Source organism: Variovorax sp. FW301-JW7 (assembly GCF_058788795.1).
In genome coordinates, this window is record NZ_JBYTBC010000004.1 from 33,494 (window position 1) to 47,278 (window position 13,785).

General features: G+C 70.9%; 11 protein-coding genes and 1 pseudogene. 10 read left to right on the forward strand and 2 right to left on the reverse strand.

Annotation, left to right across the window (positions count from 1 at the left end):
• Together priA and hemE are read right to left on the reverse strand one after the other, a co-directional pair.
• Entirely contained in the window at positions 1–2,082 is a 2,082-nt protein-coding gene (priA, locus tag AC3WQM_RS12025; RefSeq protein WP_492679786.1) for a replication restart helicase PriA, read from the reverse strand.
• 480 nt (positions 2,083–2,562) lie between these two features.
• Positions 2,563–3,672: a uroporphyrinogen decarboxylase gene (hemE, locus tag AC3WQM_RS12030; protein ID WP_492678925.1), complete on the reverse strand. Its 1,110-nt coding sequence runs from the start codon at positions 3,670–3,672 to the stop codon at positions 2,563–2,565.
• Positions 3,673–3,814: 142 nt separating this feature from the next.
• Here hemE and AC3WQM_RS12035 point away from each other — a divergent pair.
• From AC3WQM_RS12035 to AC3WQM_RS12080, 10 genes and pseudogenes are all read left to right on the forward strand, one after another.
• Positions 3,815–5,431, forward strand: a pseudogene (locus AC3WQM_RS12035) (GMC family oxidoreductase); the annotation flags it as partial.
• Positions 5,432–5,510: 79 nt separating this feature from the next.
• A complete protein-coding gene (locus AC3WQM_RS12040; protein ID WP_492678927.1) occupies positions 5,511–6,317 on the forward strand; it encodes an SDR family NAD(P)-dependent oxidoreductase in 807 nt (268 codons plus the stop codon).
• Positions 6,318–6,330: 13 nt separating this feature from the next.
• On the forward strand, positions 6,331–7,131 hold the full coding sequence (locus AC3WQM_RS12045; RefSeq protein ID WP_492678929.1) for a MoaF C-terminal domain-containing protein: 801 nt from the start codon (positions 6,331–6,333) through the stop codon (positions 7,129–7,131).
• 26 nt (positions 7,132–7,157) lie between these two features.
• Positions 7,158–7,550, forward strand: coding sequence for a nuclear transport factor 2 family protein (locus AC3WQM_RS12050; protein WP_492678931.1), 393 nt, complete (start codon positions 7,158–7,160; stop codon positions 7,548–7,550).
• 46 nt (positions 7,551–7,596) lie between these two features.
• Positions 7,597–9,099 (forward strand): aldehyde dehydrogenase family protein, encoded by a 1,503-nt coding sequence (locus AC3WQM_RS12055; RefSeq protein WP_492678933.1) that lies wholly within the window; start codon positions 7,597–7,599, stop codon positions 9,097–9,099.
• Between the two features lie 42 nt (positions 9,100–9,141).
• On the forward strand, positions 9,142–10,407 hold the full coding sequence (locus AC3WQM_RS12060) for an ABC transporter substrate-binding protein (protein WP_492678935.1): 1,266 nt from the start codon (positions 9,142–9,144) through the stop codon (positions 10,405–10,407).
• 12 nt (positions 10,408–10,419) lie between these two features.
• Positions 10,420–11,289 (forward strand): branched-chain amino acid ABC transporter permease, encoded by an 870-nt coding sequence (locus AC3WQM_RS12065; RefSeq protein ID WP_062476232.1) that lies wholly within the window; start codon positions 10,420–10,422, stop codon positions 11,287–11,289.
• Positions 11,286–12,356: a branched-chain amino acid ABC transporter permease gene (locus AC3WQM_RS12070; protein ID WP_492678937.1), complete on the forward strand. Its 1,071-nt coding sequence runs from the start codon at positions 11,286–11,288 to the stop codon at positions 12,354–12,356. Before AC3WQM_RS12065 ends, AC3WQM_RS12070 begins: the two co-directional genes overlap by 4 nt.
• On the forward strand, positions 12,353–13,060 hold the full coding sequence (locus tag AC3WQM_RS12075) for an ABC transporter ATP-binding protein (RefSeq protein WP_489060911.1): 708 nt from the start codon (positions 12,353–12,355) through the stop codon (positions 13,058–13,060). The genes AC3WQM_RS12070 and AC3WQM_RS12075 overlap by 4 nt, the downstream gene beginning before the upstream one ends.
• A gap of 7 nt (positions 13,061–13,067) precedes the next feature.
• Complete coding sequence (locus AC3WQM_RS12080) at positions 13,068–13,775, forward strand: ABC transporter ATP-binding protein (RefSeq protein WP_307582755.1); 708 nt, start codon at positions 13,068–13,070, stop codon at positions 13,773–13,775.
• The last annotated feature ends 10 nt before the right edge of the window (positions 13,776–13,785 follow it).

The following is a 13,785-nucleotide window of genomic DNA, read 5'->3' on the forward strand; positions in this document are numbered from 1 at the left end:
TCAGATGCTGTGCGGGTCCACGTCCACCAGCCAGCGGATCACGCCCTTGCCCTCGGGCGTGCGCCGCAGTTCGTGCAGCAGCGGCTGCCAGGCGGCCAGCAGGCGTTGCAGCGCGGCGCGTGAGGGGCTTTCGATGAGCATCTGCGCGCGCTCCACGTTCGCCACGCGCTGGATCGCCAGCGGCACCGCCGGGTAGCGCGTGACCAGGTCGGCGCCGGGCAGCGCCTCGGCCTGGTCGGCCGCGAGGTTCAGGAAGCCTTGCGCGACGGATTGCTCGCGTGCGTCGGCGCGCACCAGCGCCTGGAACGCGAACGGCGGCATGGCGGCGGCCTGGCGCTCCTCCAGCTGCTGTTTGGCGAAGGCTTCGTAGTCATGCCGGCGCAGCGCCGCGAACAGCGGGTGCGGCGCATGGTGCGTCTGGATCCACATCTCGGCCTTGGCGCCCTGCGCCGCGAGGTAGGCGGCGTCGCGGCCCGCGCGGCCGGCCGACTGCATCAGCAGGCTGAACAAGCGCTCGGGCGCGCGGAAGTCGCTGGAGAACAGCGCGCCGTCGGGGTTCACGGCGGCCACCAGCGTGATGCGGCGGAAGTCGTGGCCCTTGGCGATCATCTGCGTGCCCACGAGCACGTCGACCTCGCCCGCGTGCACGGCGGCGAGCTGCGATTCGAGCGCGCCCTGTTTCTTGGTGCTGTCGGCGTCGATGCGCGCGATGCGCACCGCGCTGCCGTCCGCATGCTTCACGCCGGCGAACAGCTCGGCCAGGTGCTCCTCGAGCCGCTCGGTGCCGCGGCCCACGGGCGCGATGTCGGGATTGCCGCAGGCCGGGCAGGCGCGCGGCACGCGCTCGGTGAAGCCGCAGTGGTGGCAGCGCAGCGTGCGGTCGATCTTGTGGAACACGCGGTAGGCGCTGCAGTGCGGGCATTCGCTCTTCCAGCCGCAATCGCCGCAGGCCAGCACCGGCGCATAGCCGCGCCGGTTCAGGAAGATCATGCTCTGCTCGCCGCGCGCGATGCGCTGGCCGATGGCGTCGAGCAACGCGCCCGAGATCACCGTCTTCGGCGGCTGCAGGTTCATGTCCACCAGCCGCACCGCCGGCAGCGCGCCCGCGCCGATGCGCGACGGCATGGCCAGCCGCACATAGCGCCCGCCCGGGTCGTCGCCCTCGGGCGGGCGGCTCTGGTGCCAGCTCTCGAGCGAAGGCGTGGCCGAGCCCAGGATCACCTTGGCCTTTTCGCGCTGGCCGCGCCACACGGCGAGGTCGCGCGCCGAGTAGCGCGCGCCTTCCTGCTGCTTGTAGCTCGGGTCGTGCTCCTCGTCGACCACGATGAGCTTCAGCCCCGGGATCGACGCGAACACCGCCATGCGCGTGCCCAGCACGATGCGCGCGGCGCCGCTGTGCGCCGCCAGCCAGCTCGCCAGCCGCTGCGGGTTGGTCATGCCGCTGTGCAGCGACACCACGGCCTCGTCGCCGAAGCGCGCCTTGAAGCGGGCTTCGAGCTGCGGCGTGAGGTTGATCTCGGGCACCATCACCAGCGCCTGCGCCTCCGGGTCGCGCGCCAGCAGGTTGGCCACGCAGCGCAGGTAGACCTCGGTCTTGCCGCTGCCGGTGCTGCCCACCAGCAGGAAGGTGCCGGTCTCGGCCTCGATGCGGGCCAGCGCGGCCGTCTGCTCCTCGGAGAGGGCGATCAGGTTCGCGGATTCGGCCGTCTCGGCCACCGGCCCGGCCGTGGTCTTGCGCTTGAGCCGGCGCGCCAGCTGCGTCGTGCTCAGGTCGCGCAGCTGCGGCGGCAGGGCGGCCAGCGCGATCTCGCCGATCGAGCGCTGGTAGTAGCGCCCGGCAAACGCCACCAGGTCGCGCCAGGCCTCGCCCAGCGGCGCCAGCGCGTCGAGCGCCGCGCCCACGGGCTTGAGCGCCATGTCGGGCTCGGCACCCTCCAGCGAGGTCGGCTCGTTCCAGACCACGCCCAGCACCTCGCGCTTGCCCAGCGGCACCCGCACCAGCGTGCCCGGCACCAGCGGCTCGGCGCCGGCGTAGCTCAGCAGGTCACCGAGCGCCGCATGCGCGGGCGTCTGCACCGCGATGTCGAGTCGCCAGGGGCAGGAGACGTTTGTGGCGGATGTGACCGTTGGCGCGCCGGCTTCGGGCGGCGATTCGGCGGAGGGGCTGGGCGTCCTTTTTGGCAAGGTTTGTTAATGCGTTTTGGAGCAAGACCGCTTAAGTTGTTGATTTCACAGCGCTTTGGCGGTCATCCAGAGTTTCTGTGGATAACTTTGTTGACAAGACGGCTGGATAGTCGCCGAAGCCTTGATTTTCAAGGCTTCCGCTGGAATGCCTGCAAAAAAAGCAAAAATCAAACCCTATATAAATCAACCACTTAGCGTCGCTATTGGTTTAGGAGCAGAACCAACGGCCCCTCAGATAATCTTGCGCAGTGCAACACGCGTTTTGTGCATAAGTCGGGCGTCCGGGGCCGTTTTAGGGCTTGACAAACGCCGGGCGACTGGCTTTCAGGGGGGCGCTGAGCCTGCCAACCGGGCGGTCGGCAGTTCACATTTGTTAGCTCAAGTGCGCAGCGCGCGCGACTGGTCGTGCACCGCCTGGACCAGCGCCGCGACGTGGTCGGGCGGCGTGAACTGGCTGATGCCGTGGCCCAGGTTGAAGATGTGCGTCGGGCCCGCGGTGGTGCGGTCGGTGTGGGGCTTGCCGAAGGCCTGCAGCACCTTGCCGACCTCGGCCTCGATGGCCGCGGGCGGGGCGAACAGCACGTTCGGATCGATGTTGCCCTGGATCGCCTTGGCCTTGTCCTCGGCACCTTCGGCCACGAGGCGGCGCGCGGCGGCCAGGTTCACGGTCCAGTCGACGCCGAGCACTTCGCAGTCGAGCGCGCGCATGGCGCCCAGCCACAGGCCGCCGCCCTTGGTGAAGACGATGCGCGGCACCGGCTGGCCGTCGGGGCCGTGGCGCTTCAGGCCGGCGAGCACGCGCGCGGTGCAGGCCAGGCTGAATTCGTGGAACGCGCCGTCGGCGAGCACGCCGCCCCAGCTGTCGAAGATCATCACGGCCTGCGCGCCGGCGTCGATCTGCGCATTGAGGTAGGCGGCCACCGAGTCGGCATTGACCGCGAGGATGCGGTGCATCAGGTCGGGGCGGCCGTACAGCATGCTCTTCACGAGGCGGTAGTCGCTCGAACCCGCGCCTTCGACCATGTAGCAGGCCAGCGTCCACGGGCTGCCCGAGAAGCCGATGAGCGGCACGCGGCCGTTCAGCGCCTTGCGGATCGACCCCACGGCGTCGAACACATAGCGCAGCTTGTCCATGTCGGGCACTTCGAGCGCGGCCACGGCCGCTTCGTCGCGCACGGGGCGCGCAAAGCGCGGGCCTTCGCCGGCCTCGAACGACAGGCCCAGGCCCATCGCGTCGGGCACCGTGAGGATGTCCGAGAACAGGATGGCCGCGTCGAGCGGGTAGCGCGCCAGCGGCTGCAGCGTGACCTCGGTGGCGTAGTCGGTGTTGGTGGCCAGCCCCATGAAGCTGCCGGCCTTGGCGCGCGTGGCAACGTATTCAGGGAGGTAGCGGCCGGCCTGGCGCATGAGCCAGACGGGCGTGTGATCGGTGGCCTGGCGCCAGCAGGCCCGCAGGAAGGTGTCGTTTTGCAAAGGGGCGAAAGGCATGGCCCGATTGTCGCAGGGCCCCCGCATTGATCGTCTGTTGACCGACAGCGCACTTTGCGTTGCATCAACCCGCCCCGATGCGCCAGGGCGCGCGCCAGCCGCGAGCATCCGTTCCCGACAACAACTTCAGTCTGGAACGGACATGGCGCAGCAGGTTTTCGATGTGGTGGTGGTGGGCGCCGGCTCGGCCGGCTGCGTGCTGGCGCACCGGCTGGTGCGCGCCGGGCGCCGCGTGCTGCTGCTGGAGGCGGGCCCGCCCGACGACGACCGCTTCATCCACATGCCCGCCACCTTCGTGCGCGTGATCGGCACCGAGCGCACCTGGGCCTACGAGAGCGAGCCGCAGCCCGCCGCCGCCGGCCGCAAGATGTTCGTGCCGCAGGGCCGCACGCTGGGCGGCGGCAGCTCGGTCAACGCCATGGTCTACGTGCGCGGCACGCCGGCCGACTACGACGGCTGGGAGGCGCAGGGCTGCGAAGGCTGGGGTTGGCGCGACGTGCTGCCGTGGTTCCGCAAGGCCGAGGGCAACGCGCGCTTCGCCTGCGAGCTGCACGGCACGAACGGGCCGCTGAAGGTGAGCGACACGCGCTTTCGCCATCCGCTGAGCCTGGCCTTCCTGCGCGCCGCGCAGCAAAGCGGCCTGGCCTACAACGACGACTTCAACGGCGCCGCCCAGGCCGGCGTGGGCTTCTACCAGACCACCACCTTCGAAGGCCGCCGTGCGAGCACCGCTGCCACCTACCTCGCGGCCGTGCGCGACGACCCGAAGCTCACCGTGGTGACGGGCGCGCACGTGCTGCGCGTGCTCACGCAGGACGGCGCGGCCACCGGCGTGGTCTACCGCACGGGCCGCGACGGCAGCGGCGAAGAGGTGGTCGCCACCGCGCGCGACGAAGTGATCCTCTCGGCCGGCGCGCTCGCCTCGCCCAAGCTCTTGCTGCTGTCGGGCATCGGCCCTGGTGCGCAGCTGCAGGCGCTGGGCCTGCCGGTGGTGAAAGACCTGCCCGGCGTGGGCGAGAACTTCCAGGACCACCTGGAGGTGTCGGTCTACGGCCGCACGCGCGAGCCCGTGAGCCTGCTGGGCAACGACCGTGGCCTGGCGGCGCTGAAGCACGGCCTGCAATGGATGATGTTCGGCTCCGGCCTGCTCACGTCGAACGTGGTCGAGAGCGGCGGTTTCGTCGACACCACCGGCGAGGGCCGGCCCGACCTGCAGTTCCATGTGCTGCCCGTGCTCGTGGGCGACGTCGACCGCGAACCGCTGGCCGGCCACGGCCTGTCGATCAACCCCTGCTTCCTGCGCCCGCAGTCGCGCGGGCGCGTGGGGAGGGGGGGAGGGGAAAAGGCGGCGCTGCGCAGCGCCGACCCGATGGCGCCGATCCTGTTCGACGGCGGCTACCTGCAGGCGCAGGCCGACGTCGACACGCTGGTGCGCGGCGTGAAGCTGGCGCGCCGCATCCTGCGCGCGCCGGCGCTGCGCGAGGTGGTGTCCGAAGAGCTGGCGCCGTCGGCCGCCGACGAGATGTCCGACGAGGCCCTCGAGGCCTACGTGCGCGAGCGCGCCAAGACCGTCTACCACCCGAGCGGCACCTGCCGCATGGGCCGCGACGCCATGGCCGTGGTCGATGCGCGCATGCGCGTGCACGGCGTGGCCAGGCTGCGCGTGTGCGATGCCTCGGTGATGCCTTCGCTCGTCAGCGGCAACACCAACGCGCCCACCGTGATGCTGGCCGAACGCTGCGCGGACTTCGCGCTGTCGGGCAACTGAAGTTGCGCGCTCGGTCAATCGCCGAAGCGCACTGAAACCTAGAGTCCTTTCCAACAAGGAGACAGAGCGAATGCGTGCTACAGATTCCATGACCGGCAAGGTCGCCTTCATCACCGGCGGCGGTACCGGCATCGGTGCGGCGGTGGCCGCGCAGTTCGTCGCGGCGGGTGGCCGCGTGGTGCTGATGGGGCGTCGCCTCGCGCAACTCGAAGCGGTGGCGTCAAAGCTTGGCGGGCTCGCGGTGGCGGGCGATGCGGCGAACACTTCCGACGTGCAGCGCGCACTGGCCGCCGCGCGCGAACGCTTCGGCGGCGTCGATGTGCTGGTCGCCAACGCGGGCGGCCACGGCGTGGGCGATGCGCTTTCGACCGACGACGCCTCGTGGGCGCTGTCCACGCGCCTGAACCTCGACACCGCCTTCGTCTGCGCACGCGAGCTGCTGCCCGAGCTCATCGCGCGGCGCGGCAACATCGTCGTGCTCTCGTCGCTCGCGGGCCACTTCGCGGGGCCGGGCGTGGTCGGCTACGTGACCATGAAGCACGCGCTCATCGGCCTCGTGCGTTCGCTGGCGCGCGACTACGGACAGCAGGGCGTGCGCGTGAACGCCGTGTGCCCCGGCTGGGTGCGCACCGAGATGGCCGACGAGCAGATGCAGGTGCTCGTCGACAAGTACCGCCTGCCCGATGCCGACGCGGCCTACGCCCTCGTCACGCGCGACGTGCCCATGGGCCGCGCCGCCAGCCCCGACGACGTGGCGAACGCCGTGCTGTTCCTCGCCTCGCCGCTGGCCGCGATGGTCAGCGGCAGTTCGCTGATGGTCGATGGCGGCGCGTCCGCGGTCGACCTGCCCACCATCGCCTTCGCGCACGACGCTTGAAAGGGGCCGCACCATGAGCACCGACACCACCAAGCCCGCCGACTGGAAGACCTACGACCAGTTCGCGCTCGGCATCGCAACCAACCGCCTGCCCGCCACCGACGCGCTCGCCGGCCAGACGCTGCGGCTCGCGCTGCCCGGCTTCCAGCTCACGCTGCAGCCGCGCGCGCAGCACACGCTCGACTGGCACGAAGACGGCGCACGCGGGGGCGAAGGCCAGGGTGACTGGTACGAGGCCATCGAGGTCGCGCCCGACACCTTCTTCCTCGACATCACGCAGGCCAGCCGCCCGAGCGAGGCGCTGACCGTGGTCCTCAACACGCGCACGCGCCGCGTGCTCGCGATCCGCTGCCGCATCATCAACGCCGACGAGGCCGCGGGCCAGCCCCGCGTGCCGCAGGACTTCTGGCCCGGCACGCTCGAAGGCGGCACTGCAACGGGCAGCGCACCGCACGCCACGCGCGACCTCATCGGCCTGCGCACCTGGCAGACCTACAGCCCCAACCACACCTACGAACACACCTACCTGAGCGCCGAGCGCTACGCCTGGCAGTGCCTCGTGGGCGTGCAGCGCGGCCATGGCGACGTCGACCTGGCGAGCTACTGGAAGTTCGACGACGACCAGTACGTCTTCACCTTCCGCGAGTTCCTCATTCCGGTCGCGTCGGTGTTCTTCTTCGACTTCGCGAACGCCCGCTCGACCGGCAAGTTCCTCGGGCTCACCGGCACCGGCGCGATCGCCAACAACCCCGCCGGCGCCTTCATGCGCAAGGCCTCGCAGACCTTCTACCCGCCCGAGTTCGGGCCCGTCTGACTTCACCGTTGTCCAGGAGCTTTTTCATGCGCACCCCTTACCAGATCGTGGCCGACCACTACGCCGCCTCCGACCGCCACGACCTCGCCGCGATGTTCGCCGACGTGGCCAACGACGTGCAGTGGACCGAGATGGCCGGCTTTCCCTGCGCCGGCACGCACGTCGGCCCCGCGCAGGTGGTCGAGAAGGTCTTCCATGTGCTCGGCGCCGAGTGGGAGGGCTATCGCTTCGTGCTCGAGCGGCTGGTCGACGGCGGCGACACCGTGATCGGCATCGGCGACTACCACGCGCGCCACCGCAAGACGGGCAAGCCGATGCAGGCCCGCGTCACGCACGTGTGGCAGGTGCAGGGCGGCCAGGTGCGGCGCTTCGAGCAGTTCACCGACACGCTGCTCGTCGCACGCGCCATGCAGCCGTGACGCCGCTTTCTTTCGCATCCCTCGCATCCCTTCCCGGAGCCCACCCATGAATCTGCGCGACCTGTCGATCGAACACCTCGGCCAGGTGGGCCTGCTGGCGCAGCGCCGCCGCGGCAACCACATCGACGGCCACGAGGTCGTGCCCCGCAACGGGCAGTACCTGCCGGTGGTCGACCCGGCCACCGAGATGACCGTGGCCGAAGCGCCCGACAGCGACGCGGACGACGTGCACGCGGCCGTCGCCGGCGCGCGCCGCACCTTCGAGAGCGCTGCGTGGAAGTCGCTGCGCCCGGCCGACCGCGAGCGCATGCTGTACACGCTCTCGACGCTCATCGAATCGCACGCCGACGAACTCAGCGCGCTCGAAACCTTGCAAAGCGGCAAGCTGCGCGGCATCGCGCGCATGGTCGACGTGGGCGCGGGCGCGGAGTTCGTGCGCTACATGGCGGGCTGGGCCACCAAGCTAGAAGGCCAGACGCTCGACAACTCCATAGGCATTCCCGGCGCGCAGTGGGTCACGTACACGCGGCGCGAGCCGGTGGGCGTGGTCGCGGCCATCGTGCCGTGGAACTTTCCGCTCGCCATCGCGCTGTGGAAGGTGGCGCCCGCGCTCGCGGCCGGCTGCACCGTGGTGCTCAAGCCGTCGGAGGAAACGCCGCTCACCGCGCTGCGGCTGGCCGAGCTGGCGCTGGAGGCGGGCTTTCCGCCGGGCGCGCTCAACGTGGTGTGCGGGCGCGGCGCCACGGCCGGCGCGGCACTGGCGGCGCACCCGGACGTCCGCAAGATCAGCTTCACCGGCTCGACGGCGGTGGGCCGGTACATCGGCCACGCGGCCGTCGACAGCATGGCGCGCGTCACGCTGGAGCTGGGCGGCAAGTCGCCGCTCATCGTGCTCGGCGACGCCGACCCGGTGGCGGCGGCGCAGGGCGCGGCCAACGGCATCTTCTTTCACCAGGGCCAGGTGTGCACCGCGGGTTCGCGCGTGTACGTGCAGCGCAGCCTGTTCGACGAGGTGGTGCGCCGCCTCGCGCAGGCGGCCGAGGGCCTGCACATCGGCTCGGGCTTCGACCCGAAGGCGCAGTTCGGGCCGCTCGTGTCCAAACGCCACCTGGCGCGCGTGATGGCGCACATCGACGGCGCCGTGGCCGAGGGCGCGACGCTGGTCACGGGCGGGCGCCAGGCCTTCGACGGCGGCTGCTTCGTGCAGCCCACCGTGTTCGTCGACGCGCAGCCGTCGATGCGCATCGCGCGCGAAGAAGTGTTCGGCCCCGTCGCGACGGTTGTGCCCTTCGACGATGTCGACGACGCGGTGCGCCTGGCCAACGACAGCGCCTACGGCCTGGCGGCCAGTGTCTGGTCGAACGACCTTTCGGCTGTGCACCGCATCGTGCCGCGCCTGCAGGCGGGCGTGGTCTGGGTCAACGCGCACAACGTGCTCGACAACGCGCTGCCGCTGGGCGGCGTGAAGCAGTCGGGCAGCGGGCGCGACCTGGGGCGCGCGGCGGTGGAGAGCTTCACCGAACTCAAGAGCGTGTGCATGGCGGTGTAGCCCCGCCCCGGTTTCGATCACCCCCAAAGAAGGAGACACCTCATGCAAAGCAAAAGACGAATCGCGCTGTCGGCCGTTGCGGGCGCGCTGGGCCTGGCCGGTTTCAGCGGCGCCTGGGCGCAGACAGGCCCCGACTGCGGCCTCAACACCGGCAAGCCCGCCACGGGCGAGCCCATTCCCATCGGTGCCGTGGTCGGCAAGACCGGCCCCGACGACTTCAGCGCCTCGGGCCAGGCGGCGGCCGCGTACTTCAAGTGCGTCAACGCCAACGGTGGCATTAACGGCCGCCCGGTCGACTACCTCGTGCTCGACGACCAGTGGAACCCCGAGACGGCCGCGCAGGTGGCCTCCAAGCTCGTGAAGGACCGCAAGGTGGTCGCGCTCGTGGGCAGCACCAGCTTCGTGGAGTGCGGCGCGAACGCCAAGATGTACGCCGACGAGGGCGTGATGGTCATCGCCGGCACCGGCGTGCCGCGCGAGTGCTTCAACGCGCGCAACTACGTGCCGGTGAACGCCGGGCCGCGCGTGTCGGCCACCATCGCCGCGATGTACGCCGCGCAGAAGTACAAGGCCAAGAAGATGGTCTGCATCATTCCGAACATCCCGAGCCTGGGCAACTGGGCCTGCGAAGGGCCGAAGGAGTGGGGCAGGAAGAACGGCGTGACGGTCGAGACCCTCACCATCGACCCCGGCTCGGCCGACGCCACATCGACCATGCTGCAGGCCGCCGCGAAGAAGCCCGACACCATCATCATGAACGTGCCCAAGGGCATCCTCGTGCCGATGCTGGCCGCTGCCGAGCAGCAGAACCTGGGCAGGAAGATCCACTTCGTGTCGGCCGCGCCGGCCTACAACGTCGACGTGCCCAAGGCCATCGGGCCGTACTGGAAGGGCAACTTCGACGTCAACCTCGAGTTCAACCCGCTCGAATCGGCCGGGCCCGACAACAAGAACTGGCTCGCGGTGATGGACAAGCATGGCGCCAAGAGCGACCCGCGCGACACCTTCTCGCAGGCCGGCTACCTGGCCGCGCGCCTGGCCACGCAGGCGATGCTGAAGATGGACCCGAAGCAGATAACCCGCGCCAGCGTGACAGACGCGCTGCGCAAGGTGAGCGACTTCCGCAGCGACATCCTGTGCAAGCCCTTCTACGTGGGCAGCGGCAACCGCCACAACGCGAACAACAGCGGCCCCATGGCCAGCCCCGACGGCAACGGCTGGCGCTTTGCACCCGGCGGCTGCCTCACGGCGGACGACCCGGAACTGGTCGACATCCGTGCCGACGAGCAGAAGATGGGCCTGAAGTAAGCGCGCCGGGCCATGGAGGACTACCTGCCTTTCGTCATCTCGGGCCTGGGCCTGGGCGCGGTGTACGCGCTCTCTGGCGTGGGGCTGGTGGTGCTCTATCGCTCGTCGGGCGTGCTGAACTTCGCCTTCGGGGCCATCGGCGCGCTCGGCGCGTATGTGGCCTGGACGCTGCTCGAAGCCGACTGGCCGCAGGGCCTGGCGTGGTGCGCGGCGGTGCTCGCGGCCATGGCGCTGTCGCTGGCCTACGGACGGCTGCTGGCGCCGCGCCTGTCGCACCGCGACCCGACCATCCGCAGCATCGCCACGCTGGGCTTCGCGCTCGTGGTGGTGGGCTTCACCGAATGGACCTGGGGCGAGCAGCCGCGCCGCCTCGTGCTGCCGACCGACGGCGGCGCGCTCGAGTTCGTGCTGGGCGAGGTCGAGGTGCGGCTCACGCACACGCGCGCACTCGGCCTGGCGCTGGCGGTGCTGATGATGGGCGGCGTCGGCCTGCTGCTGTCGAAGACGCGCGTGGGGCTGAAGATGCGCGCGCTGGCCAACGACCGCGACCTGAGCGCGCTGCTCGGCATCCGCGTGCTCGGCGTCGACACGGTGGCGTGGATATTGAGCGGCGCCTTCGCGGGCGTGTGCGGACTGCTGCTGGCCAACATCGTGCGGCTGCAGGCCACGCTGCTGACCTTTCTCGTGATTCCGGCCTTTGCCGCCGCGATCATCGGCCGGCTGCATTCGCTGCCGGCGACCGTGGCGGGCGGCATCGCGATCGGCGTGCTGGAGGCGCTGGCGATCACGGTGCCGGGCTTCGCGGCCTTTCGCACGGCGACGCCGTTCCTCATCGCGCTGGCGATGATCGTCTTCTACCGCGCGGGGACGCGCTCGGCATGAACGCGTCGATCCTCGAAGGCGCCATGCCCGCGTCCGACGCCGCACCCGCCGCGCTCGCGCAGGCCACGCGCCGCGCCCGCCGTTCGCTCGTGCTCATGGTGGCCTGCGTGCTGCTGATCGGCTGGGCCGTGCCGTGGTTCGCGAACGCGTACTGGATCAAGACGCTGACCTCGTCGCTCGCGCTGTCGGTCGCGGCGGCCGGCGTGGCGCTGCTCTATGGCCAGCTCGGGCTGGTGTCGCTGTGCCAGTACGCGCTGCTCGGCGCGGGCGGCTGGGTCGCGCTGCGCGCGGGACACGGGCTGGGCTGGCCCTTCGAACTGTCGGTGCTCGCGGGCGGGCTGCTGTCGTGCGTCGTGGGCATGCTCGCGGGGCTGCCGGCGCTGCGGCTCAAGGGGCTGTACCTGGCGCTCGTCACGATGATGATGGCGGGCGGCTTCCAGGTGGTCGTCAACGTGACGGGCTTTCCCGATGGCGGCGCGGGCTGGCTGGGCCGCGTGTTCGGCAGCGAGCGGCTGATGATGCCGCGCCCCGCGCTGGCGCTGTCCGATGCGGCGTACTTCCGCTACGTCGCCGTGTGGCTGGCCGCGGTGCTGGCGCTGATCGAGCTGCACCGGCGCACGCGCGCGGGCCGCTCGTGGGCGCTGATCCGGCGCGGCGAGGCGGCGGCCGTGGCGGCCGGCGTGAACATCCTGCATTACCAGACCTGGGCCTTCGGGCTCGCGGGCTTCTGCGCGGGCGTGGCCGGCGCGCTGCTCGCAGGTGGCGTGGGGCAACTCGACGGGCGCGCCTTCACGGCCGGCGAATCGGTGATGCTGTTCGCGCTCACGGTGGTGGGCGGCGTGTACCACTGGGCCGGCGCGCTCATCGCCGGGCTGCTGCTGCGCGCGGTGCCGGCGCTGCTGACCGACTTCGGCGTCAACGGCTACCTCGCGATGATCTTCTTCGGCGTGGCGCTGCTGCATGCGCTCATCACGGCACCGAGCGGCATCGCGGGGCAACTGATGGGCGTGTTCGAGGCGATGCGCAAGCGGCTTTCTGCATCGAAGGACAAGGACGCCGCACCATGATCCGCATCGACGATCTCACCGTCGCCTTCGGCGGCGTCAAGGCCATCGACGCGCTCACGGCGCAGCTCGACGCGCCCGTGTGCGGCCTCATCGGGCCGAACGGCGCGGGCAAGACCACGCTGGTCAATGTGCTCAGCGGCCTCGTGTCGCCGAGTGCCGGCCGCGTGGCGGTGGACGGCGCCGACCTGCTGGGCCTGAAGCCCATCGCGCGCGTGCGCTTCGGCCTGCGCCGCTCGTTCCAGACCGAGCAGGTGGTGGAAGACCTGAGCGTGTGGGACAACGTGCGCGCGCTGCTCGACCACGTGCCGCATGCGCGCGGCGAAGCAACATCGCAGGTGGCGCGCGCGCTGTCGCACACGGGCCTGCTCGACGTGGCGACCGTCATGGGCCACCGCCTCAACCTGTTCCAGCGCCGCATGCTGGAGCTCGCGAAATCGCTGGTCGGCGCGCCCAAGCTGCTGCTGCTCGACGAGCCCGGCGCCGGCCTCACCGAGCAGGAGGCCGGCGTGCTGCGCCGCACGATCGGCGCGGTGCATGCGTTCTGCGGCGCGCAGGTGCTGCTCATCGACCACGACGTCGACCTGATCGCCGCGACCTGCACGCAGACCCTGGTGCTCGACTTCGGCCGCCGCCTCGCACTCGGCCCGACGCGCGAGGTTCTCGACGATCCGGCCGTGCGCAAGGCCTACCTGGGAACGGAGTGACCACCCCATGCTGAACGTGACCGATCTGCGCCTGCAGCGCGGCGGCAAGGCCGTGCTGCACGGCATCGACTTGCAGGTGCCGCCGGGCGAGGTGACGGCGCTGCTGGGCGCCAACGGCGCGGGCAAGTCGAGCACCGTGATGGCCATCGGCGGCGTGCTGCCGCTCGCGGGCGGGCGCATCGAGGTCGAGGGCCACGCGCTGCACGGCCAGCGGCCCGAGCGCGTGCGCGCGCTGGGCGTGGCGGTGGTGCCGGAAGGGCATCGCGTGCTCGGCGAGTTGTCGGTGCTCGACAACCTGCGCGCCGCCGCGACCGCGCTGCCCGCGGCCACGGTGGCCGATGCGGTCGAGCGCGTGCTCGGCGTGTTCCCCGAGCTGCGCGTGAAGCTCGCGCTGCCCGCGCGCTCGCTGTCGGGCGGACAGAAGCAGATGGTCTGCATCGCGCAGGCGCTCATCGGCAAACCGCGCTACCTCGCGATCGACGAACTCTCGCTGGGGCTCGCCCCCGCGGTGGTCAAGCGGCTGGTCGAGGTGGTGCAGCAGGTCGCGCGCGAGGGCGTGGGCGTGCTGCTGATCGAGCAGTTCACGACGGTGGCGCTGGCCGTGTCGAGCCGCGCCTATGTGCTGGAGCGCGGGCGCATGGCCTTTGCGGGCTCGTCGGAAGAACTGCGCAGTCGGCCGGAGATCCTGCACAGCAGCTATCTCGCGGCGGCCTGACGTAAGTCGA

Bases quoted from the DNA above. Each gene is read 5' to 3' on its own strand.
- hemE (WP_492678925.1), bottom strand. From the start codon at position 3,672: ATGCCTTTCGCCCCTTTGCAAAACGACACCTTCCTGCGGGCCTGCTGG.
- AC3WQM_RS12040 (WP_492678927.1), top strand. From the start codon at position 5,511: ATGCGTGCTACAGATTCCATGACCGGCAAGGTCGCCTTCATCACCGGC.
- AC3WQM_RS12045 (WP_492678929.1), top strand. From the start codon at position 6,331: ATGAGCACCGACACCACCAAGCCCGCCGACTGGAAGACCTACGACCAG.
- AC3WQM_RS12050 (WP_492678931.1), top strand. From the start codon at position 7,158: ATGCGCACCCCTTACCAGATCGTGGCCGACCACTACGCCGCCTCCGAC.
- AC3WQM_RS12055 (WP_492678933.1), top strand. From the start codon at position 7,597: ATGAATCTGCGCGACCTGTCGATCGAACACCTCGGCCAGGTGGGCCTG.
- AC3WQM_RS12060 (WP_492678935.1), top strand. From the start codon at position 9,142: ATGCAAAGCAAAAGACGAATCGCGCTGTCGGCCGTTGCGGGCGCGCTG.
- AC3WQM_RS12065 (WP_062476232.1), top strand. From the start codon at position 10,420: ATGGAGGACTACCTGCCTTTCGTCATCTCGGGCCTGGGCCTGGGCGCG.
- AC3WQM_RS12070 (WP_492678937.1), top strand. From the start codon at position 11,286: ATGAACGCGTCGATCCTCGAAGGCGCCATGCCCGCGTCCGACGCCGCA.
- AC3WQM_RS12075 (WP_489060911.1), top strand. From the start codon at position 12,353: ATGATCCGCATCGACGATCTCACCGTCGCCTTCGGCGGCGTCAAGGCC.
- AC3WQM_RS12080 (WP_307582755.1), top strand. From the start codon at position 13,068: ATGCTGAACGTGACCGATCTGCGCCTGCAGCGCGGCGGCAAGGCCGTG.